The sequence below is a fragment of the Pseudoalteromonas aliena genome, assembly GCF_038155085.1.
Lineage (GTDB): Bacteria > Pseudomonadota > Gammaproteobacteria > Enterobacterales > Alteromonadaceae > Pseudoalteromonas > Pseudoalteromonas aliena_A.
The window spans coordinates 34,930-60,923 of sequence record NZ_JBAKAU010000021.1 but is presented as its reverse complement, the minus strand read 5'-3'; the positions used below and the strand labels follow the sequence as shown (position 1 = coordinate 60,923).

General features: G+C 37.6%; 28 protein-coding genes. 20 read left to right on the top strand and 8 right to left on the bottom strand.

Going from position 1 to position 25,994, the window contains the following annotated elements:
* The first annotated feature begins 305 nt into the window (after window positions 1–305).
* The 12 genes from V6260_RS16160 (at window position 306) to V6260_RS16105 (ending at window position 8,503) form a co-directional block, all read left to right on the top strand.
* The gene (locus V6260_RS16160) at window positions 306–971 is read left to right on the top strand and encodes a Bax inhibitor-1/YccA family protein (protein WP_210999504.1); all 666 of its coding nucleotides are present in this window, start codon (window positions 306–308) and stop codon (window positions 969–971) included.
* A 55-nt stretch (window positions 972–1,026) separates the two neighbouring features.
* The gene (gene tusD / locus V6260_RS16155; protein WP_210999505.1) at window positions 1,027–1,380 is read left to right on the top strand and encodes a sulfurtransferase complex subunit TusD; all 354 of its coding nucleotides are present in this window, start codon (window positions 1,027–1,029) and stop codon (window positions 1,378–1,380) included.
* Window positions 1,377–1,733, top strand: coding sequence for a sulfurtransferase complex subunit TusC (gene tusC / locus V6260_RS16150; protein ID WP_341595122.1), 357 nt, complete (start codon window positions 1,377–1,379; stop codon window positions 1,731–1,733). The genes tusD and tusC overlap by 4 nt, the downstream gene beginning before the upstream one ends.
* Window positions 1,730–1,996 carry a DsrH/TusB family sulfur metabolism protein gene (locus V6260_RS16145; RefSeq protein WP_341595121.1) on the top strand — a complete coding sequence of 89 codons (267 nt, stop codon included), beginning with the start codon at window positions 1,730–1,732 and terminating at the stop codon, window positions 1,994–1,996. The genes tusC and V6260_RS16145 overlap by 4 nt, the downstream gene beginning before the upstream one ends.
* Before the next feature lie 3 nt (window positions 1,997–1,999).
* Window positions 2,000–2,329, top strand: coding sequence for a TusE/DsrC/DsvC family sulfur relay protein (locus tag V6260_RS16140; RefSeq protein ID WP_058550168.1), 330 nt, complete (start codon window positions 2,000–2,002; stop codon window positions 2,327–2,329).
* Window positions 2,329–3,015, top strand: a complete 687-nt coding sequence (locus tag V6260_RS16135) for a pseudouridine synthase (protein WP_341595120.1) — start codon at window positions 2,329–2,331, stop codon at window positions 3,013–3,015. The genes V6260_RS16140 and V6260_RS16135 overlap by 1 nt, the downstream gene beginning before the upstream one ends.
* Window positions 3,008–3,448, top strand: a complete 441-nt coding sequence (locus V6260_RS16130; protein WP_341595119.1) for an NUDIX hydrolase — start codon at window positions 3,008–3,010, stop codon at window positions 3,446–3,448. Before V6260_RS16135 ends, V6260_RS16130 begins: the two co-directional genes overlap by 8 nt.
* A 246-nt stretch (window positions 3,449–3,694) precedes the next feature.
* A complete protein-coding gene (gene mnmA, locus V6260_RS16125) occupies window positions 3,695–4,795 on the top strand; it encodes a tRNA 2-thiouridine(34) synthase MnmA (RefSeq protein WP_341595118.1) in 1,101 nt (366 codons plus the stop codon).
* Window positions 4,795–5,397 (top strand): high frequency lysogenization protein HflD, encoded by a 603-nt coding sequence (hflD, locus tag V6260_RS16120; protein ID WP_341595117.1) that lies wholly within the window; start codon window positions 4,795–4,797, stop codon window positions 5,395–5,397. The genes mnmA and hflD overlap by 1 nt, the downstream gene beginning before the upstream one ends.
* A gap of 31 nt (window positions 5,398–5,428) precedes the next feature.
* Window positions 5,429–6,799 (top strand): adenylosuccinate lyase, encoded by a 1,371-nt coding sequence (gene purB, locus V6260_RS16115; protein ID WP_341595116.1) that lies wholly within the window; start codon window positions 5,429–5,431, stop codon window positions 6,797–6,799.
* A 90-nt stretch (window positions 6,800–6,889) separates the two neighbouring features.
* The gene (locus tag V6260_RS16110) at window positions 6,890–8,035 is read left to right on the top strand and encodes a cupin domain-containing protein (RefSeq protein ID WP_341595115.1); all 1,146 of its coding nucleotides are present in this window, start codon (window positions 6,890–6,892) and stop codon (window positions 8,033–8,035) included.
* A gap of 9 nt (window positions 8,036–8,044) precedes the next feature.
* Window positions 8,045–8,503, top strand: a complete 459-nt coding sequence (locus tag V6260_RS16105) for a GNAT family N-acetyltransferase (protein WP_341595114.1) — start codon at window positions 8,045–8,047, stop codon at window positions 8,501–8,503.
* A 53-nt stretch (window positions 8,504–8,556) separates the two neighbouring features.
* Here V6260_RS16105 and V6260_RS16100 read toward each other — a convergent pair whose 3' ends face one another.
* The 3 genes from V6260_RS16100 to V6260_RS16090 all read right to left on the bottom strand — a co-directional run bounded on the left by V6260_RS16100 (window position 8,557) and on the right by V6260_RS16090 (window position 11,032).
* On the bottom strand, window positions 8,557–9,003 hold the full coding sequence (locus V6260_RS16100; RefSeq protein ID WP_104642757.1) for a DUF4826 family protein: 447 nt from the start codon (window positions 9,001–9,003) through the stop codon (window positions 8,557–8,559).
* Window positions 9,004–9,117: 114 nt separating this feature from the next.
* Window positions 9,118–10,521 carry a M28 family metallopeptidase gene (locus tag V6260_RS16095; protein ID WP_341595113.1) on the bottom strand — a complete coding sequence of 468 codons (1,404 nt, stop codon included), beginning with the start codon at window positions 10,519–10,521 and terminating at the stop codon, window positions 9,118–9,120.
* A gap of 118 nt (window positions 10,522–10,639) precedes the next feature.
* A complete protein-coding gene (locus V6260_RS16090) occupies window positions 10,640–11,032 on the bottom strand; it encodes a hypothetical protein (RefSeq protein ID WP_341595112.1) in 393 nt (130 codons plus the stop codon).
* Between the two features lie 341 nt (window positions 11,033–11,373).
* Here V6260_RS16090 and V6260_RS16085 point away from each other — a divergent pair, with 341 nt between their 5' ends.
* Window positions 11,374–12,171, top strand: coding sequence for a hypothetical protein (locus V6260_RS16085; protein ID WP_341595111.1), 798 nt, complete (start codon window positions 11,374–11,376; stop codon window positions 12,169–12,171).
* Window positions 12,172–12,177: 6 nt separating this feature from the next.
* Here the strand turns inward: V6260_RS16085 and V6260_RS16080 are convergent, their stop codons facing one another.
* The gene (locus V6260_RS16080; protein WP_341595110.1) at window positions 12,178–12,582 is read right to left on the bottom strand and encodes a GFA family protein; all 405 of its coding nucleotides are present in this window, start codon (window positions 12,580–12,582) and stop codon (window positions 12,178–12,180) included.
* A gap of 248 nt (window positions 12,583–12,830) precedes the next feature.
* Between V6260_RS16080 and V6260_RS16075 the strand changes: the two genes are divergently transcribed.
* From V6260_RS16075 to V6260_RS16065, 3 genes are all read left to right on the top strand, one after another.
* The gene (locus tag V6260_RS16075) at window positions 12,831–13,667 is read left to right on the top strand and encodes a hypothetical protein (RefSeq protein ID WP_341595109.1); all 837 of its coding nucleotides are present in this window, start codon (window positions 12,831–12,833) and stop codon (window positions 13,665–13,667) included.
* Between the two features lie 87 nt (window positions 13,668–13,754).
* Window positions 13,755–15,602 (top strand): ABC transporter ATP-binding protein, encoded by a 1,848-nt coding sequence (locus V6260_RS16070; RefSeq protein WP_341595108.1) that lies wholly within the window; start codon window positions 13,755–13,757, stop codon window positions 15,600–15,602.
* A gap of 134 nt (window positions 15,603–15,736) precedes the next feature.
* A complete protein-coding gene (locus V6260_RS16065) occupies window positions 15,737–16,753 on the top strand; it encodes an alpha/beta hydrolase (RefSeq protein WP_341595107.1) in 1,017 nt (338 codons plus the stop codon).
* Window positions 16,754–16,830: 77 nt separating this feature from the next.
* On the opposite strand, the gene V6260_RS16060 is transcribed toward V6260_RS16065, so the two are convergent.
* Complete coding sequence (locus V6260_RS16060; RefSeq protein WP_341595106.1) at window positions 16,831–17,628, bottom strand: M48 family metallopeptidase; 798 nt, start codon at window positions 17,626–17,628, stop codon at window positions 16,831–16,833.
* A 196-nt stretch (window positions 17,629–17,824) separates the two neighbouring features.
* Here V6260_RS16060 and V6260_RS16055 point away from each other — a divergent pair, with 196 nt between their 5' ends.
* Entirely contained in the window at window positions 17,825–19,027 is a 1,203-nt protein-coding gene (locus tag V6260_RS16055) for a Bcr/CflA family multidrug efflux MFS transporter (protein ID WP_341595105.1), read from the top strand.
* 35 nt (window positions 19,028–19,062) lie between these two features.
* Here V6260_RS16055 and grpE read toward each other — a convergent pair whose 3' ends face one another.
* Both grpE and V6260_RS16045 read right to left on the bottom strand, forming a co-directional pair.
* The gene (gene grpE / locus V6260_RS16050; RefSeq protein ID WP_341595104.1) at window positions 19,063–19,677 is read right to left on the bottom strand and encodes a nucleotide exchange factor GrpE; all 615 of its coding nucleotides are present in this window, start codon (window positions 19,675–19,677) and stop codon (window positions 19,063–19,065) included.
* A gap of 58 nt (window positions 19,678–19,735) precedes the next feature.
* Window positions 19,736–20,701 carry an HrcA family transcriptional regulator gene (locus tag V6260_RS16045; protein WP_341595103.1) on the bottom strand — a complete coding sequence of 322 codons (966 nt, stop codon included), beginning with the start codon at window positions 20,699–20,701 and terminating at the stop codon, window positions 19,736–19,738.
* A gap of 154 nt (window positions 20,702–20,855) precedes the next feature.
* Between V6260_RS16045 and nadK the strand changes: the two genes are divergently transcribed.
* Window positions 20,856–21,740 carry an NAD(+) kinase gene (gene nadK / locus V6260_RS16040; protein ID WP_341595102.1) on the top strand — a complete coding sequence of 295 codons (885 nt, stop codon included), beginning with the start codon at window positions 20,856–20,858 and terminating at the stop codon, window positions 21,738–21,740.
* Window positions 21,741–22,082: 342 nt separating this feature from the next.
* A complete protein-coding gene (recN, locus tag V6260_RS16035; protein WP_341595101.1) occupies window positions 22,083–23,756 on the top strand; it encodes a DNA repair protein RecN in 1,674 nt (557 codons plus the stop codon).
* A gap of 378 nt (window positions 23,757–24,134) precedes the next feature.
* Here recN and V6260_RS16030 read toward each other — a convergent pair whose 3' ends face one another.
* A complete protein-coding gene (locus V6260_RS16030) occupies window positions 24,135–25,157 on the bottom strand; it encodes a GGDEF domain-containing protein (protein ID WP_341595100.1) in 1,023 nt (340 codons plus the stop codon).
* 265 nt (window positions 25,158–25,422) lie between these two features.
* On the opposite strand from V6260_RS16030, the gene V6260_RS16025 reads away from it, so the two are divergent.
* Window positions 25,423–25,959, top strand: coding sequence for a hypothetical protein (locus V6260_RS16025; protein WP_341595099.1), 537 nt, complete (start codon window positions 25,423–25,425; stop codon window positions 25,957–25,959).
* The last annotated feature ends 35 nt before the right edge of the window (window positions 25,960–25,994 follow it).

Genomic DNA, 25,994 nt, shown 5'->3' with positions numbered 1-25,994 from the left:
TAAACCCATGCCGGTTTTCAAGACCGGTGCATTCGACCACTCTGCCATCTCTCCGCACGGCCTGCATAATAGGGAAACCCATCCCTTTTGTGAAGCTTTTTTTTAAATTAATTGTTTAAGTGCTTAAAAAACAATTGATTTGTTTAAAGATAAAACAAAATGTTTTTAATTTAGCCGTCGATATACTTTTATTTAAATATTTAACTCTATTGATCTACAAAGGTTTGCCCAAACATATAAGAGTTGGTAATCTAATTTTAGTTAAATTATCGAAACAGACTTGTTTCACTTTAAGGAGCTCTACAATGGCGTTTAATCAATCGTACAATACCGCTAAACCGGTAATGTCGACCATTGAAACAAATAAGGTACTTAAAAACACCTATTTTTTACTTGCTATGACACTTGCATTTAGTGCAGTAACAGCTGGTATTTCAATGGCACTACAATTACCTTACTTTATGGGACTTGTGTTTACACTGGTTTCGTTCGGTTTATTATTTGTTGTAAACAAAAAAGCTGACTCAGCATCTGGTGTGTTTTGGGTGTTTGCGTTCACAGGCTTAATGGGAGCTGGCCTTGGCCCACTATTGAATCATTACGCTGCAATGCCTAATGGCCCAATGCTTATTATGCAAGCGTTAGGTTCTACAGCACTTATTTTCTTTGGTTTATCTGCTTATGCACTTAACACTAAGAAAGACTTCTCATTTATGGGTGGCTTTTTAACTGTTGGCTTAATTGTTGTAATCGTTGCAAGCATTGTTAATATTTTCGTTGGCAGCTCGCTAATGTTTATGGTGCTTAACGCAGCTGTAGTTTTAATTATGTCTGGTTTGATTTTGTTTGATACTAGCAGAATCATCAACGGCGGCGAAACAAACTACATTCGCGCTACAGTGTCTTTATACTTAAATGTATATAACTTATTTACGTCTTTACTTGCTCTACTTGGCGCAAGTGATGACTAATTAAAAAGTTCTGTTAAAATAGCCCCTTAATTGGGGCTTTTTTATTGGAATTGTTTTGCCGCGTTTCGTACTCTCATTGCATACACCACCATCTGATCACGACACAACACAACGGTTGGTTAGCTTTGCTCAAGCTTGCTTAGCACAAGGCCATACTATAGATGCGATATTTTTATATCAGCAAGGCATTTATCACGCTTCAAACAATCTTGATTTACCCTCAGATGAGCTTCAAATAACCCAGCTTTGGCAACAATTAGCAGATCAAAATATAAACTTAATGCTATGTGTTACCGCTGCAGAAAAGCGCGGGTTAGATATAAAAAACACCAGTGTATTTGCAGTTGCGGGATTAGCTGAATTTGCAATGCTCGCAAGCGATGCTGATAAGTGGGTACAATTTAAATGATTAACATTTTAGTGATGAGCCAAAGCAGCCCATTTGATGATTTAAATATACGTGATGCGCTCGACATGACACTAATATTTGCTGCCGTCGATCAAAATGTTAGCTGGTTATTCAGCGGCCCAGCTGTGCTTGCTTTAAAAAAACACCAACAACCAAGCGCTATCGGTATAAAAGATTTTTTTAAAAATATTAAGATGCTAGAAATCTATGATGTTGAAAATATCTATGTGTGTGAAAAGTCACTTTTTGATTACGGTTTAAGTAAACATGATTTACTCGTTCCAGTTAAAACACTTAATTTTAGTGAACAACAAGCTTTAATTAGAAACCAAAAACATGTGGTGAATATATGAGTACCCTACATATTTTTTCTAAAACGTTAAATAACTACTGTGCAAATCAACTTGAAAACTTAATTCAGCCGACAGATAAAGTACTTTTGCTAGGCGATGCCTGTTTTTCTAAAAAGCAATTTAAACAATTTTCAGATTCACTTTTATTACTAGCACAAGATATTACAGTGCGCGCAATAACTCTATCTGATAACGATACAGCAATAAGCTACGAAGAATTTGTAGCGCTTACCTTATCAACCAATCAATCTATTACTTGGTAACCCATGCTTGAATTTAACAATCTACACATTGATACCGACAAACAAGGTTATTTACTTGATCACACCCTCTGGACTAAAGAGTTAGCCCCTGTCATTGCCGCGCAAGAAAATATTACGCTGAGTGAGCAGCACTGGGAAGTAATAAACTTCGTTCGCAATTTTTACCTTGAATACAATACAAGCCCTGCTATTCGCATGCTTGTAAAAGCCATGGCTAAAGCGCTTGGAGAAGACAAAGGTAATAGTATTTATTTATACAAGTTATTTCCTAAAGGCCCTGCTAAACAAGCAACTAAAATTGCCGGATTACCAAAACCAGCTAGGTGCATATAATGAAATCTAAAGCAGCCAATAACCACGCAACACAAGCCAAGCCTAAAAGAAATACAGGGCGTACTTATTCTCGCAGTGCGCTTAAAAAAACACCTTCAGGCAAAAGAGAAATAAAGCCACAAATAGCATCTAAAGACAGAAAAATTGTGTTATTCAACAAACCATTTGATGTGCTATGCCAATTTACAGATGACGCAGACAGAAAAACACTTGCTGAGTTTATCCCTATTAAAGAAGTATATGCAGCAGGCAGGTTAGACCGAGACAGTGAGGGTTTATTACTTTTAACTAACTGCGGTAAATTACAAAACACCTTGACAGCCCCTGATAAAAAAACGAATAAAACCTACTGGGCACAGGTTGAAGGCATACCAACGAGTGAATCAATTAATGCCTTGTGCAATGGTGTAGAGCTTAAAGACGGACTAACACTCCCTGCTAACGTTAAAATAATTAATGAGCCTGACGTTTGGGCGCGTAATCCGCCTGTACGCGAGCGAAAAGCAATCCCTACCACTTGGCTAAGTATTACCATTAATGAGGGTAAAAATAGACAAGTGCGTCGCATGACCGCGCATATTGGCCACCCTACACTTCGCCTTATTCGCTACAGCATTGGTAACTATACGTTGGATGATATTAATTGTGGTGAATACAAAGTAATTAAGGGCGTGGTTGATGCATAAACCGCATGTCACGGTTGCAGCAATAGTAAAAAGACAAAATGAGTTTTTACTTGTAAAAGAGCGCGATAAATTTACAAAGCAAATTTGTTACAATCAACCTGCGGGTCATTTAGAGAAAAATGAGACGCTTGCACAAGCTGCAAGCAGAGAGCTACTTGAAGAAACAGGCTTAGCGCTTGAACCTATTGGCTTTTTAGGTGTGTATAATTTGCATGCCGATAACGCAGTGCACTATTTACGGTTCTGTTTCTTATTTGAAGCACCTAATAATATAAAAGCACCTGCACCAATGGATTCCGACATCATCAGCGCTAACTGGCATACATTAGAGCAAATAAAATCATTACCTCATAGAAGTCCTTTAGTTCTCAAGTGTGTTGAAGATAGCTTAAGCAAAAAGGCTTTGGGATTAGATACAATTTACGACGACTAAATTATAGTTTCCTCAACTAACCTCTAGCTTATGTATTTTGAGGAATTTGAAAGTATCGTTTTTCATCAAAAAATCGATAAATTAATTTATACAATATTTCGTAAGGTTACTTTGCTATTTGTTATACAGATAAAATAGTGACAAATTATGTCCTTTGCCGCCCTACGCTCTTTAAGCTCAAACAAAATACATGCTATAATCGCGGCCTTTCCAAGTTAACAGCAATCTGTATAAGCGAAATTATTCATGAGCGAAAATAGTCACATTAAAGTCATTGTTGGCATGTCCGGCGGTGTTGATTCTTCTGTATCTGCATATTTATTACAACAACAGGGCTACCAAGTAGAAGGCCTGTTTATGAAGAACTGGGAAGAAGACGACAATGATGAATACTGTGCTGCCGCTGATGACTTAAAAGATGCACAAGCCGTGTGCGACAAATTAGGCATTGAGCTTCACACAGTAAACTTTGCTGCTGAATACTGGGATAATGTATTTGAATACTTTTTAGCAGAGTACAAAGCGGGTCGTACGCCTAACCCAGATATAATGTGTAATAAAGAAATTAAATTTAAAGCCTTTTTAGAATTTGCGGCTCAAGCACTCGGTGCTGACTTTATTGCAACCGGACACTACGTTCGCCGTGAGCTTCGCGATGACAAATACGTAATGTGTCGCGGACTAGATAACAATAAAGATCAAAGCTACTTCTTATATACCCTAAGCCATGAACACCTTAGCCAAACGTTATTCCCTGTAGGCGATATCGAAAAACCAGAAGTACGCCGCATAGCAGAAGAACAAGACCTAATCACTCACGATAAAAAAGACAGTACAGGAATTTGTTTTATCGGTGAGCGTAAGTTTAAAGATTTTTTACAGAAATTTTTACCTGCACAACCAGGTGTTATCGAAGATACTGACGGTAATAACGTAGGTGAGCACGAAGGCTTAATGTACCACACACTTGGACAACGCAAAGGCTTGTTAATTGGTGGTATGAAGGAAGGTTCTGGCGAACCATGGTACGTAGTTGATAAAGATTTAGAACGTAACGTACTTGTTGTTGGTCAAGGTAAAGATCACCCTCGCCTATACAGTAATGGTCTTAATGCAAACCAATTACATTGGGTAGACCGCGTTGGCCCTAAAGGCACCACTCGCTGTACAGTTAAAACACGTTACCGCCAAGAAGACTTAAGCTGTACCCTACTTGTAGGTGAAGACGGCATGGCTCGTGTATTATTCGACGAACCACAAAAAGCAGTTACGCCAGGTCAATCTGCCGTATTTTATGCAGAAGATGTGTGTTTAGGTGGTGGTATTATTGACTCGGTGATTAAGTAATGAATGAATACCAAGTCATGGCTCTTGCTGCCATGTGCCAGGTTGCTAAACAAGTTCAAAAAATTGCTCAATACGGCAGCAACAACGAACACGATTTAGAAATCTTACTTTCAAGTATTATTCAAACATCTCCTGAATCTCCAGAAGACGTTTATCAAGGTACAGATAACCTGCGTGATGGTTATAAAACATTAATGCCGCAGCTTACTGCAGGCGCTCAAAAGGATGTTGAAATAGTAAAGTACGTAGGTGGTTTAATGCAGCTTGAGCGTGCACTGAGTGCAAACGACAAGAGCTTAAACGAATTAGGCAAACGAATTGATGATATTCATCGTCGTTTAGATCATTTTGCTATTACCGACGAGAGCGTTGTTGCCGGTTTAGCAGATATATACTCGTCGGTGCTGAGCCCCCTTGGGCACCGAATTCAGGTTTATGGTAAACCCGAGTTATTAAAACAGCAGCTCACTCAAAATAAAATCCGTGCATTATTACTTGCCGGTATTAGAAGTGCAGTATTATGGCGACAAATGGGCGGTAAGCGCCGTCACTTTTTCTTTGCAAAAAGAAAGATTATCGCCATAGCTAAAGCAAAAATTTAATTATCGTTCAAACTAAAATTTAGGAGTTATTATGGAGCTTTCAGCGTTAACGGCTATCTCTCCAGTGGATGGTCGCTACGGCAGCAAAACCACTGAACTACGTAGTATTTTCAGCGAATTTGGCTTAATCAAATACCGCGTAATTGTTGAAGTGCGTTGGTTGCAAGCGTTAGCTGCAGCAAGCGAAATTAAAGAAGTACCTGCATTTAGCGAACAAGCAAATGTACTTTTAAACGCCATTGTAGATGACTTTAGCGAAGCAGATGCACAACGTGTTAAAGACATTGAACGTACAACTAATCACGATGTTAAAGCGGTTGAATACCTACTAAAAGAAAAAGTAGCCGACAACGCAGAGCTTCATGCAATTAACGAATTTATCCACTTCGCATGTACCTCTGAAGACATCAATAACCTATCTCATGGTTTAATGCTAACTGAAGCTCGTAATAAGGTTTTACTACCTTACTGTGATGATTTACTTAGTGCTATTAAAGAAAAAGCAGTTGAGTATAAAGCAATCCCAATGATGACACGTACGCACGGACAACCTGCTACACCATCAACTATGGGTAAAGAGTTTGCAAACGTATACATGCGTTTAAAACGTCAACGTGACCAAATTGCTCAAGTTGAAATGCTAGGTAAAGTAAACGGTGCGGTTGGTAACTACAATGCTCACCTAAGCGCTTACCCAGATTACGACTGGCATACACATGCAGATAAGTTTGTATCAAACTTAGGTTTAACACTTAACCCATTTACGACACAAATTGAACCGCATGACTATATTGCAGAGTTGTTTGACGCAATTGCACGCTTTAACACTATTTTGCTCGATTTTGACCGTGACATGTGGGGTTACATCGCACTTAATCACTTTAAGCAAAAAACAATTGCCGGTGAAATTGGCTCATCTACAATGCCGCACAAAGTTAACCCTATTGATTTTGAAAACTCAGAAGGTAACTTAGGCTTAGCAAATGCTATTTTTGCTCACCTTGGACAAAAATTACCTGTATCGCGCTGGCAGCGTGACCTTACCGACTCAACGGTTTTACGTAACCTTGGTGTGGGTATGGGTTATGCGACCATTGCATACCAATCAACACTTAAAGGTGTAAGCAAGCTTGAAGTTAACGAGCAACGTTTGCTTGAAGAGCTTGACCAAAACTGGGAATTACTCGCAGAACCAATTCAAACAGTGATGCGTAAATATGGTATTGAAAAGCCATACGAAAAACTTAAAGATTTAACACGCGGTAAACGTGTAAATCAAGAAATAATGGCTGACTTTATCGATGGTCTTGACCTTCCAGAGCACGCTAAAGTAGAAATGAAAAAACTAACACCTGCTAATTACATTGGCCGTGCTGTTGAGTTTATTGATGACTTAGTTTAAAAACTAAATTACTCTTTTAAAAAGCGAAAGGCTCATCCTTTCGCTTTTTTTGTTTTAACCCCCCATTGCACTAACTAGTAGGCATGATGTATGTATCAATTAAAAATAAATAATTTGTCTGAGCAAGAGTTTTTAAGCCATTTTTGGCAAAAACAGCCGCTTTTAATCAAACAAGGTTTTGCAGATTTTCAAGACCCACTTGATGCTAATGAACTTGCCGGCCTCGCAATGGAAGAAAGCATAGAGTCACGTATTATTACCAATCATAAAAATGACTGGCAAACCTACCAAGGTCCATTTGAAGACTTTGAGCAGTTAACAGACGATCATTCTACATTGCTAGTACAAGCAGTTGATCACTGGCATAGCGAAGCTGCACAACTACTAGAGCCATTTAGGTTTATTCCAAACTGGCGCATAGATGATTTAATGATCAGCTATTCAACGCCTAATGGTGGTGTTGGCCCACACTTAGACCAATATGACGTATTTATTATTCAAGGCGAAGGTAAACGTCATTGGCGCGTAGGCCTGCCCGAACCAACACTTAAGCAGTTTGCTCAAAACAAAAAATTACTGCAAGTAGAAGCATTTGAAGCCGTAATTGATTGCATATTAGAGCCTGGCGATATTTTATATATTCCACCAGGGTGCCCTCACGAAGGTTACGCTGTCGAAAACGCGCTCAATTATTCAGTTGGTTTTAGAGCGCCAAATCAACAAGATTTATTATCGAGCTTTGCCGATCATATTATTGATACCGAAAGCGGCCAAAAACGTTATACCGATCACAACATAACGCTCAGAAAGTCTAAAGGTGAACTTACAAACCTTGAAGTTGATAAAGTTAAAACCTTAATGGCCGCCCTTTTAGAGAATAACGAGCTCTTTAAACAATGGCTTGGAAACACACTAAGCCAAGCCAAACACGAAATGGATTTAGCACCTTTAGAAGATGAACTTTCAAGCGATGATACAACCCAATTACTAAACGATGAAAACAATGTGTTTGAGCGTTTAGGGGGGGGTAGAGCTATTTACCAAATACTTGACAGTGCAGTATTATTAAGTGTTAATGGTGAAAATTATGAACTGCCAATGAGCGATTTAAATGCAGTTAAATTACTAACCGATACCAGCTATTTTAATAGCGAAGATTTAATGGCTCACCAACCCAGTCTAGAATTTATTAAAACCTTTACTACACTAGTTAATGAAGGGATATGGTATAACTAGAGGTGACATATGGGCTATCGAGTTAACGAAGTAGATTGGAACAGACAAAAAAGTTTGTTACAGCAAATACGAGAACGCGTTTTTGTATACGAGTTACATATACCCAAAAGAGTAGAGTTCGATAGCCTAGATGAAATATGCCAACATGTACTCGTTACTGATGAGTCTGAGCAAGCCGTAGCAACGGGCAGATTATGCAGTGACGGCTTAATTGGCCGTATTGCAGTGCTACCAGAGCACCGTAACCGCCTTGTATATCAATCACTTTTAAACTTTATTGTTAAGCTTGCAGCACGCCAAGGTATTAATACCATTTGTATTAACTGTATTTTAAACGAAGTTCAACTTTTCAATCAAAATGGTTTTATAAAACAAGGGTATGTGTTTATGGAAGCCGGTATACCCAGGCAAAGAATGCAGTGTGAAGTAGCCGACTTTGTTACTAAGCCATTTACACTCGTACATTAAAAAAGGGCAATTCATAATTTGCCCTTTTAATTTTTACTTAACTTAAATGCTGATTACTTAGGCTCATTAGCCCATAACTGTTCATTTTCATGCATTTCGTACAAACCATGTGCACGATTTATAAGTAAATTTGCAAAGTTAACTTGAGTTTGATCTCTTGCACCAACACTCATTATTTGATCAGCCTTTAACTGCCACTGTAATGAAAAGTAACGCATAGCATCACGTGCATCTTTTGCTGCACTTACCTCTGCATGATCTGTTGGTAAACGCCCAGTAACAACCCAGTACGTTTTGCCATTTTGCGCTTTAAACTTCCACATAGCGCAAAGAGGAGCCAAAAAGCGACTATCTTTATCTACTACAGACTTTGGCATAATGCCTTTTTCTGCTAAATATTTTTGTGCATTTTGAAAACATTCACGTTGCCATGCAATGCGCTGCTCTGGTGTTATAACTTGCTCTTTTTCTGTTAACGGTTTTTTTTCTTGTTGCTGCATTTTTTATTAACCTTATCACTTCTTTTTTAACACTCTAAGGGCATAACAAATAAGGTGCAAGCATAAAACACCTGCTTTGCACCTAATAAGATTTGTTTGCTGGGTTTTTAAGCGTTATTTAATATTATGATCAAAAGAGCCTACATCGCCTGGAAATACAACAGGTGATTCAACCCCTTCTTTACTTACAGAGGCCACACCAAAGTAATAGTTATCAATCACAACATTTTTAAGCGTATAGTTTGTTACATTCCCTACGTATTTACTAAACTGCCACTGTGGCTCGCTTGTGTAACGCCAATAAATTTTATAGCCGGCAATATTATTATCATCACTGCTTGCCCACGTAAAAGACGTATCGGCTGTAACCGCTCCAGATATTCTAACTTGTTTAGGAGGTGCTGGTGCCCACGCCATAGAGGCCATAGTTACTGCATTAAGTGAAGTGAGCTTTGCTGTGTAGTCAAAATCAACACCTTCGATTGTATCGCCATACTCAATGCCCTCTTCTGTTCGTAAATCTTGGTGCTGACGATCGTAATGTTCATTAGTTTCCATAATACGCACCGCTGCAAAACCAGCATCGTTAAACGGGCGATGATGCCCGCCTCGACCAAAGCGGTCCAACCTGTAAACTAACATTGTATCTAAATTTTCAATGTACCTATCGGCAACCGTATCAATATAACGTGCTAAATTACGACTAGCTGAGTCTACTTCGCCACCGGTAAAGCGGCGTGTTCTTGCTTGTTCTTTAGTTTCAACAACACGAGTACCTTCAGAAAATATACGTGCGGTTGTATTATCGGTAACGCCGTTAACACCAGTAATATTGCCTATCATGTCGTTATTTAACACGCCATGCACTTGCCAATCATGCTTTTGCGCATAGGCTGTGAGTATTTTACCGCCAAACAAACCTTGTTCTTCACCTGACAAAGCAGCATAAACAACTGACCCATTAAACTTATATTTACTCAGTACGCGTGCCGCTTCAATAACCCCAGCAACGCCCGATGCATTATCATTAGCACCGGGGGAATCACTCGTAAAATCCATAACATCGCTCACACGTGAGTCAATATCACCCGACATTATCACCATTCTATTAGGCTCAGTAGCGCCGCGTTGTATAGCAACAATATTTACTACTTCAACAGGATCAGGTATACGTTTTTCGCCAGATATAGTGTCTTTTACTTCAATTATTTCAAGACAACCACCACATTGCGCTGATATTTTTTCAAACTCTTTTTTAATCCAGCGCCTAGCAGCACCAATACCACGAGTATTTGACTTAGTATCAGAAAGTGTATGACGAGTTCCAAAATCCACCAGCGTTTGAATATCGCTGCCAATACGTTCAGCTGATACTTGAGCTGCTATGTCATGTAACTTTTGTTGTTCGGTATATTGTAATTGTGTTTGCCCATGTGCTGACATAGCAATGGTACATGCACTAGCAAGTACGCTAAATTTAAGTAATCTTGTTGATATTTTAAAAGGTGATTTAAGCATCTATTAGCTCCTAATTATTATAGTGTTACCATTACTTAACTAAAATTTTATGGCAATACATTTGAGGTAGATGCAGAAAGGAGCACGCTAAAGCGCAGTTAAAGCAATTGTTAGAGAATTAATTGAGTCGCACAATTAACATTGTACCAGTAATAGGAACCAACCCAAACATCCACAGTTTTATTCCTAGAATATATTTTTTAAAGCTCCCCATATTTATACAAGATCTCACTCTACTTCTATAACCGTTAAAATCACCCAAAATTAAAAACACAATTCCAATGACGACTGCGTAAAATAAAGCGCCAATAAGTAAAGGATTTTGCTTAAAAGTACTGATTATTTTATCTAAATGTCGAACGTCAAACATCATCGCTAAAAGAAAACTATATACAGTAGATATCATGGCTAACAATGCTGCAGCATTGATGGCCGTATTTTTATTTCTTGAATCTAATTTTTTCATCCACTGAGCACACACAAAATGAACAGCGCAAATAAATGTTCTCATTTTCAATCCTTGTATTACATCTATCTAATTTATACCAATCTGCTTATATATGGGGTCTATTTAACGTTAAGAAAATTACGCTAGAACTAGACAAAAATTTTTGTATCTAGTTGTTCTCGGCAATTGCTCCCTGCATTGCTCTACCTCCTGCATCCATACAGTCGTAAATAAAAAATTTTTAACGACGTTATAGTGCAATTTAATTCGTTAAATTGATCAAAGATTTATGCTGGTTGGTATTACATAAGGGGTTAAATTACAAACCTTGTTATACAATAACCTATCAAAAAATATACTTTTCGTGGCACACTATCATTGTATTTGTATAAAGAGTGTAAGCTATGCGTCAGTTAAAAGAAAACACAGTAAAAAACAACCTTATCGAATTACAGCAAAGTGCATACGGTCCCGTATGCGTGTACCAAAATCAAGAATATCGTTGGTTAACGCTTGCACAAAAAACCAATGAAGATATAACAATTCAAGGCGTTATGAACCTTACACACCCAGAACAAGTAATAGTACCGATAAACCAGTGTATGATGTTATTTTTACTTAAACCGGTAGATACACTAAATATATTAAATTTAGGCTTAGGCACGGCAGGGTTTGAGCGAATTATGTATCACTTACAAAGTAATACGCCTTACATAAACACCATAAATACATTTAACACGGTAGAAATAAACCCAAGCATTGCCTTAATTGCTGCCCAGCACTTTAAATTACCAATTAAGCACAGCAACTATTTACAATGCGCCGAGCAATATATTACCCAATGCTCTGATCACTTTAACGTAATCACTATCGATATTTTTAGTGGTGAATATCATCAGCCTTTTTTAACCAGCGATAGCTTTTGGCAAAATATAAATCGCTGCAGTGAGAAAAATACGCAAGTAATCATTAATTTAAACCCACAAACGGGCCAAGATCTGCAAATGCTTTTAGTGCTTTTAAGGCGACATTTTAAGTGCTTAGCGATAATAGAGTTTAACGAATACAAAAATATAGTGATCATACTAAGCCAACATACATTAATGCATATAAACGTTGATGAAATACAAAACTCACCTGTGTTTATAAACTTTGCGCCAACCCTTTATAAAAGTATTAACAGCATTTACCACATTGAATAAAACGCGTTACCGACCAGGTTCATGTTTTTCATAGCACGGTAAGCTTGTTTCTAGCTGCTCCCAGTTAGCTTTAGACGTAACAAAATTATGCGATAATACCTGCTCAGTAATATCGGTATCGAATATTCCTAAACGAATTCGTATTCTGCTTTTGTCATCATTGTTGCTACTGTAAACAGGCGAGCCACAACATCTACAAAAATAACGTGTGCGCCCTGCTTTAAAACTATATTCGCTAAGTAGTGACTGCCCTTTTGTTATTGTAAAGTCACCTGTATTTACAAAGCCATTGGTTGCAAATGCAGTCCCACTGTTTTTTCTACACAGTGAACAATGACAATGAATAATGCTGGTTATACTGCCCGACACTTCAACGCTTACCTCACCGCACAAACACGAACCCGTATACATATAACATCCTAACTATTAAATTATTTTTATACTCAGCTGAAATTTGCTGAGTTGATTTAATGGATAAGTTTACTGGTTAATTTTCTGAATGAAATAATAATTTTTATATTTGTGCAGTTACCGCGCCATACCTATTTTTTAATGATTGACATAAAAACATTAAATTGGTTACATAACCTTTACTTTAAAGTTATAGCCAAAACAATAATTGGTTAACCAAAAACACCTGAATTTACTGAGAGCCAATTATGCATTTTAAACACATGTCACTTTTATGTCTGTTAAGCGCGTTAGCGTCATGTTCAACCATTCACAAAAACACATCGACCGATTGGCTGCTTATTGATAATTTTGAAAATTCACTTAGCAAGTGGCAAAGTGTCGATACCCAAAATGAAACTAAGCCACAGGTAAAAAACCCTCAAATAACGGTTATACAATCTGAACAAGCAAACTCATCAACAAATCATTATTTACTAAAAAAGCCCGCACGCGATGGTATTGTTGGCAATCGTAAAGCACTTTCTTATACAAAGCTTCCACAAGCGGTTGAAGTTGGTGAAATCTACACTTTTTATATACGTATAAACGTCGCTGCGTTTCCTAATAATCATGCTTTTGGGCTGAGTAATCTTACTCCAGAGTTAATTAATAAACATGCGTACGATTCGTTTGAACCAACACTTCGCGTAACCGATAAAACAGAATCAAACGGTCTTGTAAACGATGGCGCTTTAATGGTTAAAACCGACAGCGGGTATAGCAATATTCAAAACTACACTACAAAACAGTCAGCTAAACCTCTGCAAACAAATACCTGGTACGACGTATGGTACGTTGTTAATAATTCAGCAGTCTCGGAGCAAGGTCAGCAATACGATGTTTACTTAAGAGGTGGTGAATTTAATAATCAAACACTCGTATATAAAAATGCACAATTTAGAATGAAGCGCGAACAACCTCTTATATACTTTTTAGCAAACTGTAATACAGGCCCAATAAAAAAGCCTTACGGAAATGGTGGTCTCAGATATGACGATTTATACATGAGTGAAGGAATAAACCTAAGTAGCCCAACGCAATAATACTCATAATTAATGCCCTACAAAACTGCATTTAAAAATACTTAAATGGTATGATACTCGTCATTATTTGCCATTTAAGTTTTTAAAATGTATCGATTATTTGAAAAAATGACAAAAGCATTTCCTGAGGACCAACCCACTCAGCCGCCTTCTACTTTATTTGCTTTTTGTCGCCACTACACCAAAGGAATGGAGCTCTCACTGCTGCTTATGTCAATCAGTGCCGCCATGCTTGCTATTTTAGAGGTGTCTTTATTTAGCTACATGGGCCAACTTGTTGATTGGCTCAGTACATACACACCAGAGGCACTGTTTGTAGAGCAACAGTCCGAACTTATCAAAATGGCTGTCATGCTGTTAGTTGTGCTACCCGTAGTCGTATTTTTTCACTCCGCCATTTTACATCAAGCCTTATTGGGTAATTATCCCATGTCTATTCGCTGGTTAGCACATCGTTATTTACTGCGCCAAAGTGTTAGCTTTTATCAAAATGAATTTGCAGGAAGAATAGCCACCAAAGTACTACAAACCTCTTTAGCGGTTCGCGAAACAGTAACTAAATTGCTCGATGTTTTAATGTACATTGTGGTTTATTTTGGCTCTATGGTATTTTTAGTGGCTGAAGCCGACTGGCGTTTAATGCTCCCACTACTCGTTTGGTTAGTTTTATACATTTGCGTACAGCTTTATTTTGTTCCGCGCCTTAAAAAAATTGCCAGTTCGCAAGCCGATGCCCGCTCAGAAATGACCGGACGAATTGTTGATAGCTACACTAACATTTCTACTATTAAATTGTTTTCGTATACACAACGTGAAGAGCAATACGCAAAACAAAGCATGGATGTATTTTTGCAGCCTGTGTACAAACAAATGCGCTTGGTAACTAGCTTAAACTTTGTTATTCAAAGCTTAAATTACCTCTTAGTATTTTCAGTTGCTGCTGTATCGCTTTATTTATGGTCGCTTAGCGCAATTAGCGCCGGTGCCATTGCAATTGCTGTTAGTTTAGCGCTTAGATTAAACGGTATGGCGCAGTGGATCATGTGGGAAATAAGCAGCTTATTTGAAAACATTGGCACCGTAGCCGATGGTATGAAAACACTGTCAAACCCTATCGAAGTTGCCGATAAACCAAATGCCGATACCCTTAACGTAAGCCAAGGCGCCATTGAGTTTAACAACCTACACTTTAATTACGGTAAAGCTGCAAACGAGACTAATCGTAGCCCAGTAATGAACGGTTTAAACTTAAATATTAAACCGGGAGAAAAAATTGGTTTAGTCGGTCGCTCTGGCGCAGGTAAATCAACACTCGTTAACTTGTTGCTGCGCTTTTACGATACCGACTCTGGAACAATAAAAATTGATGGGCAAAACATCACAGACGTTAGCCAAGAAAGCCTGCGCCGCTATATAGCCATGGTAACGCAAGATACCTCCTTGCTTCATCGCTCAGTAAAAGACAATATTTTGTATGGTCGCCCTGATGCAACCCACGATGAAATGATCAACGCGACCAAACAAGCTAAAGCACTTGAGTTTATAAACGACTTAGTCGATAGCAAAGGCAATAAAGGCTTTGATGCACAAGTGGGCGAACGCGGCGTTACTCTTTCAGGAGGTCAGCGCCAGCGTATTGCTATTGCCCGTGTACTGCTTAAAAATGCCCCAATACTGATACTGGATGAGGCAACCAGCGCACTCGATTCAGAAGTAGAAGCAGCAATTCAGGCAAGTCTGGATGATTTAATGACAGGCAAAACGGTCATTGCCATAGCGCATAGGTTATCAACCATCGCACAAATGGACAGATTAATTGTACTTGATGGCGGCGGCGTCGTTGAGCAAGGGACTCATGAAGAGTTGATAACAAAGGGCGGAATATACGCAGCGCTTTGGACACATCAAACGGGCGGATTTATCGGTCTCGACTAATTTGTATACACAACAAAGTAGCCGAGTTTATTGAATAGTGTTTAATACTTGGCTACTTTGTAGCGAATACATTTACACCTTATTTAAGTTAACTTACTTAAATTTATAAATAGGAAACTTACTGGAGTGACTATATGTTTTTACTGAGAGCTATTTGTTTGTCTTGTTTACTACTCATAACACAGCAGGCACTTGCCAAAACCAACGTAGCCCCCTCGCCCCTTTCTTATGATGCCTTATTAAGTAATTACGAATACGATTTTAAAGTTAATTATTTTAACCTTGAATCACAAAAACAATCGTTAAAAATGGCTTATATTTACCTAAAGCCAACCCAAGCTAATATGCCAGCAGTGGTACTTATGCACGGTAAAAACTTTAATGGTGATTACTGGACGAGCACAGCACAATATTTACAGTCTTTAGGTTATGGGGTGTTAATTCCTGATCAAATAGGCTTTGGTAAGTCGTCTAAACCAAGTAACTATCAATATTCATTTGCAGCACTTGCTCATCACACTCATGCTTTAATGAACTCGCTTAATATTAAAAAGTCGATTGTATTAGGACACTCTATGGGTGGAATGCTGGCGAGCCACTTTGCACTAATGTATCCAAATGCAACTACAAAGCTAATTTTATTAAACCCTATTGGGCTTGAAAACTACTTGCAGTACGTTGATTACAAAGATACTAACTTTTTTTATAAAAATGAATTAGCAAAAACACCACAAGGTGTTAAAAATTATCAACAAAAAAATTATTACGATGGTAAATGGAACACTAAGTTTTCAGCACTTACCGATTTTATGGTCGGTCAAATACAAGGCCCTGACAGTGATAAAATCGCATGGGTTAATGCAAAAACATACGATATGATTTTTACTCAACCTGTTATTACCGAATTTAAAGATTTAGCTGTACCGGTTAAATTAATTATTGGTACACGCGATAGAACCGGCCCTGGCCGTAACTGGAAAAAAGACGGTGTTGATTACGAGCTTGGCCGATACGATAAATTAGGCAAACACGCTGCAACACTTATCCCAAACGCACAATTATTCGAACTAGATAACTTAGGACACCTGCCGCACATTGAAGATTTTGAACGCTTCAAAAATGTATTACAAAAAGCGCTTATAACTAAATAAAGGTAAGTACTAAATACAAAAAACCCTGTAAGTAATTACTCACAGGGGTTTTTATTTAGTACTTAAATTAAACTAAATTACAGCTTACATTGTGGATTTTTACCCTGTGCTTTAGCAGTACTTTGCTCGCCAAGTGCTTTACTCATTTGCGCTTGTAAGTCTTTAATACGACTGCTTGGCGCTGGATGAGTTGATAAAAATTCAGGTGTAGTACCACTACCTGCAGCACTCATATTTTGCCAAAGAGTTACTGATTCTTGTGGATTAAAGCCTGCTTCAGCCATTAAATCTAAGCCAATTTCATCAGCTTCTGACTCGTGCGAACGGCTAAATGGCAAAACAACACCGTATTGTGCGCCTAAGCCCAGACCCTGCATAATTTCATTACGGTATTGAACGTTACCCATTTCAAGTGCTGCACTACCCAGTTGCATACCGGTATCTAAAATAGAGCTTTGTGAAACACGCTCATTTGAATGCTCAGCAATTACGTGCCCTACTTCGTGCCCTAGTACTGTTGCTAGTTGGTCTTGATTAGTGGCTATTTTTAATAAGCCCGTATGAACCCCAATGTAACCACCAGGTAGTGCAAAAGCGTTAGCAGATTCATCTTCAAATACCACTACTTCCCAATTTTGCGACGCATATTCTTTTGGTAATACAGCCACTACTTTTTCAGCAATGCAATTTACATATGCATTTGTTTTTGCATCTTTATTAATTGGTTGGCTTTTTTTCATATCTGCAAAGCTAGCAGTACCCATTTCACTCATTTGTTGATCTGAATAAAGTGCTATTTGAGTGCGCCCTGTTGGTGATGTTTTACAGCCTGCTAAAACTGCAGTTGCTAATACTGCAAGTACTAGTTTTTTCATGATAATTCTCTTAAGTAATGAATTTTTTATTGCTTGTAGAATAGCAAACGCAATGCCAATTTAAAATATTTGCTTTATATGCCGTTATATTAAAAAATGCGATAAGACGATAAACTTAGCAGGCAAACTAAGTTTAACCAAATAGCCTGCGCTGTTACACTATAGCCCTTGTTTTTAGTGATTATTGAGTTTATACATGGACGCCTCAGCCTCGTCTTTTAATACCCGTATTTTATTGCCTTTATTAGCTAGTATCGTGGCGATTACTCCTTTGGCTATTGATATGTATTTGCCTGCCATGCTGGTAATTGCAAGCGATTTACAAACTAATATGCCAAATGTACAAATATCGTTGAGTATTTACTTAGCGGGTTATTCGTTAGGGATGCTATTTTTTGGCCCTATTGCAGATCAAATTGGCCGCCGTAAGCTAGCACGTATTGGCTTAACCCTATTTGGTGCAAGCTCATTTGCACTTGCATTTACAACCGAAATCCATGCATTTTGGACCCTTAGAGCAGTGCAAGCATTTACGGGAGCGGCAGCAACCGTAGTCGTACCAGGTATTATTCGCCATATTTATCAGAAAAATACAGCGAAGGGAATGTCGTATGTGTCGATGATCATGATGGTAGCGCCGTTAGTCGCCCCCTCTGTTGGCTCGTTTATTTTAGGATTTTCTGTTTGGTCGAGTATATTTTTAGTACTTGCTGGATATAGCTTTTTAATATTGGCATTTGTACAAGTGTATTTAATCGATATACCTATTCATAAAAATGAGAAAAAAGGCCTCGCTCTGTTTTTTGACAGCTATAAGACTGTACTGAGTAATAAAGATGCCCGTGCGGATATACTCAGTTCTATGTTTGTATCGTTTGGATTTTTTTGCTTTTTAACCTCAGTACCTTTTATATATTTGGATTTATATGAAGTGTCAGAACAGTTATTTGGTGTGTTATTTGCCTTTAACGTGATGGCGCTGATGTTTGGTAACTTTTTAAATACGCGAATTGTACCTAGGCTCGGCTCTCGTAAAATGCTTTATATAGGGCTTGTATGTGGGTTTGTATCGGGGCTTGCGCTGTTAACATTTAGCTTACTGCACTTATCACTTTATTATATTGTGGCTGCTATTGCGCCATTAATGATGAGTTTAGGTGTCACGGCAAGTAATGCGGACTCGCTAATATTAATGAAGTTTGAAAAAAACACAGGCACGGCAACGGCCGTAATTGGCACACTTCGTTTTGGTAGTGGCGCATTGGTTGGCCCGCTACTCGCCATCATGCATGCAAAAAGCGCAGTGCCATTTTCAAGTTTAATGTTTAGCGCTGTATTACTCACTATGCTCGTACAGTTAATCCACTATAAAAAAGACAAAAAAAATGCCTCTTTATGAGGCATTTTTTATCAAAGCTAATAATCTTAAATTAATTAAGCGTCTGCAGCTTTAGAAACCATAACCATTGCAGGGCGTAATAAACGACCATTCAATGTGTAACCTTTTTGCATAACAGCAAGTACTGTATTAGGTGTTACATCGTTACTAGGTTGAATTGACATTGCTTGGTGAAAATCTGGATTAAACTGCTCACCTTGTGGGTTTACAATTTCAACACCAAACTTTGCAACAGCATCGTTAAAGCTCTTAACCGTCATATCGATACCTTCAAGTAACGGCTTTAATGTTTCATTTTCTTTATCAGAAAACTCAATAGCGCGTTCAAGGTTATCAATTACAGGTAGTAATTCGTTAGCAAATTTTTCTAGTGCAAATTTATGCGCTTTTTCTACATCTTGTGCTGCACGACGACGCATATTGTCAACGTCAGCTGCTGCACGTACTACACTATCTTTTTGGTCTGCAATAGTTTGCTTAGCAGCTTCAAGCTCGCCATATAACATAGCTATTTCTGCTTCAGGGCTTTGCTCTTGAGCTGCTTCATGTTGCTCTGCTGCTTCTACTGCAGCTTCAACATCAGCTTCCATTTGAGCTACTTCTTCATTTAATTCTACTTCTTGCTCAGGGTTTTTTGTCTGCTCAGACATAAAATACATGCTCCAATTCTTTACAACTGCGGTAATTATGGGGATTGAATAAAAAGATTCAAGAGTTAGATGACTCTAATAATTTAAATTCTTGGATTATTTCTTCAATTTTCGCCGATTTTGGACAAATTATACAAAAACGGCTTTGGTATTCTTGATTTTGAAAGTACGGCACACTTATTACAATTAATTCATCGCACTCAGTAAAAGGTAATCTTTCACTATTAAGTACCGATACACCGTTTTTAAAAGCGAGTTTGTCTTCTACATAATTTAAAAACGAAACGCCAATATTCAAACTTTGCTCACAATCAATTTTTTTATATAAGTAATTTTCACCCACGACAATACTATTATCTGAGCCTAATTTTTGACTTAGTTGTCGCGTCCATTGATTAAGCGAGCCGTGACAATTTCGAGGCGCTGTATTTGCCATCGCCTGCATACGATACAACCCCTCCATTAGGGTTTGTTGACTAAAGACCGTATTCAACCATGTTGCAAACTGGTAACGAACAGAATCTGATGAATCATGAGGTTTATCAATACAAATGTTGTGACTCTGCCCAGCCCTGTCTATTAATAAAATAAGCCAGTCGGTAGAATCAAAATCAAGCACTTCTACTCTAAATACCTGTTGAGAGCTCGCCTGTGGCAAACCAACACAACAACATATTTGGTATTTTTGGCTCAAACCATGTGCTAATTCAACGAGTTGTGCTTGCTCAGGTTGCCAGTAATTTGCAATGTCAGCAAGCGTAAAATGCTCATCAAACCAGTAATCAAACCCTTGTGTTGTAGGGACTCGGCCTGCGGAAGTATGAGGCGAATAAAGTAAGCCAATTTTTTCAAGTCGAGCCATCGCGTTACGTACCGTTGCCGAACAAACTGCCATGCTTTTGAGCTTGGCTATTTTTGTTGATGGAACTGGAAGGCCCTCACCATTACAGTACATGTTCATAACAGCTGAAAAAATTTGCTGATCTCTTGGGTTTAGTTTCATGTTATCTACATCTTGTTGCATGATAGAGATATCGGGGCATTTAGTTCTTTTTCAAGTAGTGTAGCTAACTCACTGCGAATAAAATTGAAGGTTTATAATATTGCTATAATCTGTATTTTCAAACACTTCTGTTTTGAGTTACTCTACAATTATTAAATCTTTTTGTGCGTACATTATGGACTCTCCTTTTAACACCATAGGCCTAATTGGCAAACCTAATCACCCTGGTGCGGCAGCAACACTCCAGCGCTTACATACATTTTTACTTGCACTTGGTTTTGAGGTAATAGTAGAAAAACGCACAGGAAGCCAGTTAGACGATATCCCTCAAGATAAACTTGTTAAATTAGTCGACTTAGGCGAACAAGCAGACTTAGCCATAGTAGTTGGCGGTGATGGCAATATGTTAGGTGCGGCACGCGTACTGGCACGTTTTAACATAGCGGTAATTGGTGTTAACAGAGGAAATTTAGGCTTTTTAACTGACTTAAATCCAGAAGGATTTGAAGCGAGCTTAGAGCAAGTCCTCAGTGGCGAGTATCTCGAAGAAAAACGCTTTTTACTAGAGGTAGAAGTATATCGTCATAACGAACTAAAAAGTGCAAACTCAGCTGTTAACGAAGCGGTACTTCATGCCGATAAAGTAGCGCATATGATTGAGTTTGAAGCTTTTATAAATAATGATTTTGTGTTTTCTCAGCGTTCTGATGGTTTAATAGTATCAACCCCGACTGGCTCTACGGCATATTCACTTTCGGGTGGCGGGCCAATTTTAACGCCAGAGCTAAATGCAATATCGTTGGTACCTATGTTTCCGCACACATTATCAAGCAGACCTCTAGTGGTTGATGCTGATAACGAAGTACGTTTAAAGCTAAGCCTAGAAAATACAGATAGCCTACAGGTAAGTTGCGACAGCCATGTTGTACTTGCTGTTTTACCCGGCGATGAAGTCCTAATTAAAAAAGCAGATAAAAAATTACGTTTAATTCACCCAAAAAATTATTCTTACTACAATGTTTTGCGAACAAAACTTAATTGGGGGAGCCGTTTATATTAAGCAAGCCTATTTTTGAGCCTTAATGTAAGTATATTTCTTTACACTAATAACACTGTAGTTCAATAATGTAAGCTGATTTTGCTTTGTGGGATTATTGGATGTTTGTTAAAACTGTGTATCCCTATATTTTCACATTAAATAAAATCCGATGGTTAATCGTAATTAGAATCAATGTTAATCATAACCAATTGATAAATAATAACATAAATAAATAACCTACTATCAACTTCAAAAATACAGATTTTTATAAGTCAAAAACATTACTGAATAATACAAAATTAATTTGCAAAAAAACAAAACACTGTATAAATTAACAGTCAATTGGCTGGATGGATAAACAGTATGTTAGTTGGTTTAGAAATTAAAAACTTTGCGATTGTAAGCAATTTAAGCACTGAATGGTGTATCGGTATGACTGCGATTACAGGTGAAACTGGTGCTGGAAAATCTATTGCGATCGATGCTCTATCATTATGCTTAGGTGAACGCGCAGAGGCATCCGCGGTTCGACCAAGCTCTGAAAAGGCAGAAGTGTGTGCGCAATTTGACTTGAAAAATCTACCTCTTGCGCAAGCCTTTTTAGAACAGCATATGCTTAACAATGACGATAATGAATGTTTATTACGTCGCGTTGTTTGTAAAAGTGGCCGTAGTAAAAGTTATATAAATGGTAGTGCAGTAACTGCTGCACAGTTGAAGGAGCTTGGGCAATATCTAATATCTATTCATGGACAACATGCCCATCAACATTTATTAAAAGCTGACCATCAGTTACAACTTTTAGATGCCTATGCGGGACATCACCATCTAGTTAGTTCAGTAAATGAACAATATAAAAATTTTGCTGATTTACAAAAAGAATTTAAATATTTAGAAGTGCAGCAGCAACAACAAACCGCTCAACAGCAGTTATTAGAATATCAAGTTGCTGAGCTTGACGAATTTGCATTACTAGAAGGTGAATTTGAGCAAATTGAGGCTGAGCACTATAAACTCAGTAATAGCAACACTATATTAGAAGCTTGCCAACGTGAATTACAACATTTATATGAAAATGATGAACAAAACGCATGTTCATTACTACAACAAAGTGCACAACAGTTCACTGAACTTTCACAATATGATGAAAGTTTAGCAAATGTTGCAGCTCTATTGGAAGAAGCAGCTGTACAAGTAGAAGAGGCCAGTCGTGAAGTCAGAAATTACACTGAACAAGCAGATTTAGATCCGGCTCGATTAACAGAGGTTGAAAATAGGTTAAGCGGTGCAATGGATTTAGCACGTAAACACCATATAAAACCACAGCAGTTGACCGAGTTTCATCAATCTATTGCGAAAGAGCTTGAATCAATAAGTAGCAATAGCAATCGGCTTGAGCAACTAGAATTAGAAATAGAAAATGCACTACTTAATTATAGGCAAGCCGCATGTAAGTTAAGTAAAAGCCGTTCTGCATATGCAAATACACTTAATACATTAATAAGTAAAAGTATGGCCAATTTATCGATGGAAAACGGTGTATTTGAGATAGCTTTAATTCAAGAAACTAACCGTGCGCCAAACAGTCTAGGCTTTGATAATGTTTCGTTTTTGGTATCAACTAACCCCGGGCAGCCACTTCAACCTTTGGCAAAGGTTGCATCAGGTGGTGAGCTTTCGCGAATTAGCCTTGCTATACAAGTAATTATTGCTCAAAAAGTAACAACGCCAACTCTTATTTTTGATGAGGTAGACGTTGGCATCTCTGGTCCAACCGCATCAGCTGTAGGCAAGTTATTAAGACAATTAGGTCAATCAACACAGGTAATTTGTGTTACCCATTTACCACAAGTAGCGAGTAGTGCACATCAGCAGTTTTTTGTTGCTAAAGAGATTGCCCAAGGCGAAACATTCACTCATATGCAGCCCCTAAATAAAGAGGGCCGTATTAATGAAATAGCTCGTTTGCTTGGTGGCGACAACGTAAGTAAAACAGCTAAAGCAAATGCTAAAGAGCTAATCATGGCTCACGCTTGATTTTATTATCTACCTTACTAATTACTAGACTAAAGGACTGAATAATGAAAAACACCTTATTTGATTTTTGTATCATTTTAGGTTGGATACTATTAGCACTAAGCACTTGCTTAATTGTATTCAGTAAATATAAACATATTTACTTTAAGGTACGTTTACTTAAGTTTTTAAATAGTTTTTTGATTTTCCAACTAATTTTTGTTGCTTATTATTTTACTAACGAAAAGGTTAATGGGTTAAGTGACTTGGGAATCAGTAATTGGATATTACTTACAATACAGTTTATATGTAATATTATGTGCTATGTGAGTATTAAGCGTAGAAAGTTGAGAATAAAGTCTTCTCTTGATTCATTTTCAATGGATTAAAAAATAAAGCTTAGTCGGAGCAAGTTCTATTTTTACCTTGCTCCTTTGCTTTATAAAGCAACTCATCAGCATGCTTAATATCAAGATCTATGGAACATTCTGCACTTGCTAAAACTGCGCCAATACTAATCGATAAATTTATATTATTCTGGAACTGGCTAATGGCTGTTGTCCTGAGAGACGAATGTATTTTTTCAGCGACTTTTAATCCGTATTCTAGCGTCATACCTGGAATAACAATTAAAAACTCCTCTCCTCCCCAACGTGATGCAATCGCACTCTGAGGAATATTTTTCTCAAATGTTTTAGCTAGATAAATCAAGGCTTCATCACCAAAGTCATGACCAAATTTATCATTAATTTTTTTAAAGTTGTCTACATCTGCTAATAAAATAACAAAAGGTATATTATTATTTTTTAGCTCATTTTTAAAAGCCACCAGCTTACTCATAGTGTAGCGACGGTTAGGCAAGTTAGTGAGTGGATCTATTGTTGCTAGAAACTCATTTTTTTGACTTAAAGCAATTATTTTACTACTGTATTTTTCCTTTGAATATTCATAGTAACCACTTAATGAGGCTACGATTATAAATGCCAACAGTATTCTAATTGGAAACTGATCAGGGTTATAATCATATATATTGAAAGTATCTGCACTGTAAAAACCTAGAACAATCGCTAATAAAAATAAAATAATATCAAACGTGCCTCTTTTCAATCCTCGAATTGAATAAGTGACCGGTGAAACTATAAAGATCCATATGGGTCCGGTTCCCTGTGCCCCGCCTGTCAAAACTAAATAAAACATAAGTGCGTATAAATTATAAAGTATCGCAGTTGCTGACCTCTCTAAACCCATAACTAGGCTAAACGCCCACAGATAAACAAACGAAGAAGTTAGTAAGGTTAGTGCCAATAAATAACTACTGTTAATTAATGCTATACACGCCATCGAAAAAGTAGCGATCAATCCTATTGAAGAAAAAAACCTAACAACAAGCTTCCTTTCTAAATTGTCTGAATATTCGTACATAATTTATATTTTTCTATTAATTTTAAGGCAAACTTATGAGCGAAAAGTAATCAAATAGTAAACAGCGTGCAATAATGAACCTACTTTAAAATTAAATCAACTATAAGATTCGTTATTTAGGGTTGATAAAAGTGTGTATTTTAGTCATCATTTACCTTTATCAGGGATGAACACGGTTATTGCAATGTAAGATCCCCCATGATGCTAGTACGCTTTATTAAAAGTAATAAAGCACAGGATAAAACAATAACATTAAGGATTAAAAATGAATAAGTGTACTCTTCTAATTCCCGCACTAATGATACTGAGTGGCTGTAAAAGTAATGATATAACTCGCGCAGTTAAAGACGGTATTAACGGTGCTGTAAGTAGTGTATCTAGCTCTAGCAACCAATCAATTAACTCTTCAAATCAAAGCGCTTATACAACGACGCAAACAAAAGTTTTAGCGTACAAAGCAACAAAAGAAGCTAGAGATTATGGCCAAATAAAGTTAGCTAGTACTGCTGAAAATCCAAAAAAACAAACTCGAGTTGCTATAAATAAGTGCCTGCATCCTCGTGTAGGTGAAGTAAAATGTAAGGCTTATATGTATGAGATTAGCCCTCAAGGCTGGTTAATAGATGCTCAAAGCAACCGTATTTGGCTCGAAACAAGAACAACCCACTATGACAAGGTAGTCCCTTCTGGTAGTTACTATATGAAAGTAAGAACGGAAGGTGTCGCTAAAGAAAGCTATGCTACAGGTGATATTAATATAATACCGTTTGTTACTAACTACGTTGACATTACATTCGAATAAAATAAATAAAAAAAGCAAGCCAGTTGGCTTGCTTC

Bases quoted from the DNA above. Each gene is read 5' to 3' on its own strand.
- grpE (WP_341595104.1), bottom strand. From the start codon at position 19,677: ATGTCTGAGCAGACAAAAAACCCTGAGCAAGAAGTAGAATTAAATGAA.
- V6260_RS16085 (WP_341595111.1), top strand. From the start codon at position 11,374: ATGCGTCAGTTAAAAGAAAACACAGTAAAAAACAACCTTATCGAATTA.
- V6260_RS16025 (WP_341595099.1), top strand. From the start codon at position 25,423: ATGAATAAGTGTACTCTTCTAATTCCCGCACTAATGATACTGAGTGGC.
- recN (WP_341595101.1), top strand. From the start codon at position 22,083: ATGTTAGTTGGTTTAGAAATTAAAAACTTTGCGATTGTAAGCAATTTA.
- V6260_RS16075 (WP_341595109.1), top strand. From the start codon at position 12,831: ATGCATTTTAAACACATGTCACTTTTATGTCTGTTAAGCGCGTTAGCG.
- V6260_RS16110 (WP_341595115.1), top strand. From the start codon at position 6,890: ATGTATCAATTAAAAATAAATAATTTGTCTGAGCAAGAGTTTTTAAGC.
- V6260_RS16135 (WP_341595120.1), top strand. From the start codon at position 2,329: ATGAAATCTAAAGCAGCCAATAACCACGCAACACAAGCCAAGCCTAAA.
- V6260_RS16030 (WP_341595100.1), bottom strand. From the start codon at position 25,157: ATGTACGAATATTCAGACAATTTAGAAAGGAAGCTTGTTGTTAGGTTT.
- V6260_RS16145 (WP_341595121.1), top strand. From the start codon at position 1,730: ATGAGTACCCTACATATTTTTTCTAAAACGTTAAATAACTACTGTGCA.
- V6260_RS16090 (WP_341595112.1), bottom strand. From the start codon at position 11,032: ATGAGAACATTTATTTGCGCTGTTCATTTTGTGTGTGCTCAGTGGATG.
- V6260_RS16100 (WP_104642757.1), bottom strand. From the start codon at position 9,003: ATGCAGCAACAAGAAAAAAAACCGTTAACAGAAAAAGAGCAAGTTATA.
- V6260_RS16065 (WP_341595107.1), top strand. From the start codon at position 15,737: ATGTTTTTACTGAGAGCTATTTGTTTGTCTTGTTTACTACTCATAACA.
- V6260_RS16070 (WP_341595108.1), top strand. From the start codon at position 13,755: ATGTATCGATTATTTGAAAAAATGACAAAAGCATTTCCTGAGGACCAA.
- V6260_RS16095 (WP_341595113.1), bottom strand. From the start codon at position 10,521: ATGCTTAAATCACCTTTTAAAATATCAACAAGATTACTTAAATTTAGC.
- V6260_RS16045 (WP_341595103.1), bottom strand. From the start codon at position 20,701: ATGCAACAAGATGTAGATAACATGAAACTAAACCCAAGAGATCAGCAA.
- mnmA (WP_341595118.1), top strand. From the start codon at position 3,695: ATGAGCGAAAATAGTCACATTAAAGTCATTGTTGGCATGTCCGGCGGT.
- V6260_RS16130 (WP_341595119.1), top strand. From the start codon at position 3,008: ATGCATAAACCGCATGTCACGGTTGCAGCAATAGTAAAAAGACAAAAT.
- V6260_RS16080 (WP_341595110.1), bottom strand. From the start codon at position 12,582: ATGTATACGGGTTCGTGTTTGTGCGGTGAGGTAAGCGTTGAAGTGTCG.
- V6260_RS16060 (WP_341595106.1), bottom strand. From the start codon at position 17,628: ATGAAAAAACTAGTACTTGCAGTATTAGCAACTGCAGTTTTAGCAGGC.
- nadK (WP_341595102.1), top strand. From the start codon at position 20,856: ATGGACTCTCCTTTTAACACCATAGGCCTAATTGGCAAACCTAATCAC.
- V6260_RS16055 (WP_341595105.1), top strand. From the start codon at position 17,825: ATGGACGCCTCAGCCTCGTCTTTTAATACCCGTATTTTATTGCCTTTA.
- purB (WP_341595116.1), top strand. From the start codon at position 5,429: ATGGAGCTTTCAGCGTTAACGGCTATCTCTCCAGTGGATGGTCGCTAC.
- V6260_RS16140 (WP_058550168.1), top strand. From the start codon at position 2,000: ATGCTTGAATTTAACAATCTACACATTGATACCGACAAACAAGGTTAT.
- V6260_RS16105 (WP_341595114.1), top strand. From the start codon at position 8,045: ATGGGCTATCGAGTTAACGAAGTAGATTGGAACAGACAAAAAAGTTTG.
- tusC (WP_341595122.1), top strand. From the start codon at position 1,377: ATGATTAACATTTTAGTGATGAGCCAAAGCAGCCCATTTGATGATTTA.
- V6260_RS16160 (WP_210999504.1), top strand. From the start codon at position 306: ATGGCGTTTAATCAATCGTACAATACCGCTAAACCGGTAATGTCGACC.
- hflD (WP_341595117.1), top strand. From the start codon at position 4,795: ATGAATGAATACCAAGTCATGGCTCTTGCTGCCATGTGCCAGGTTGCT.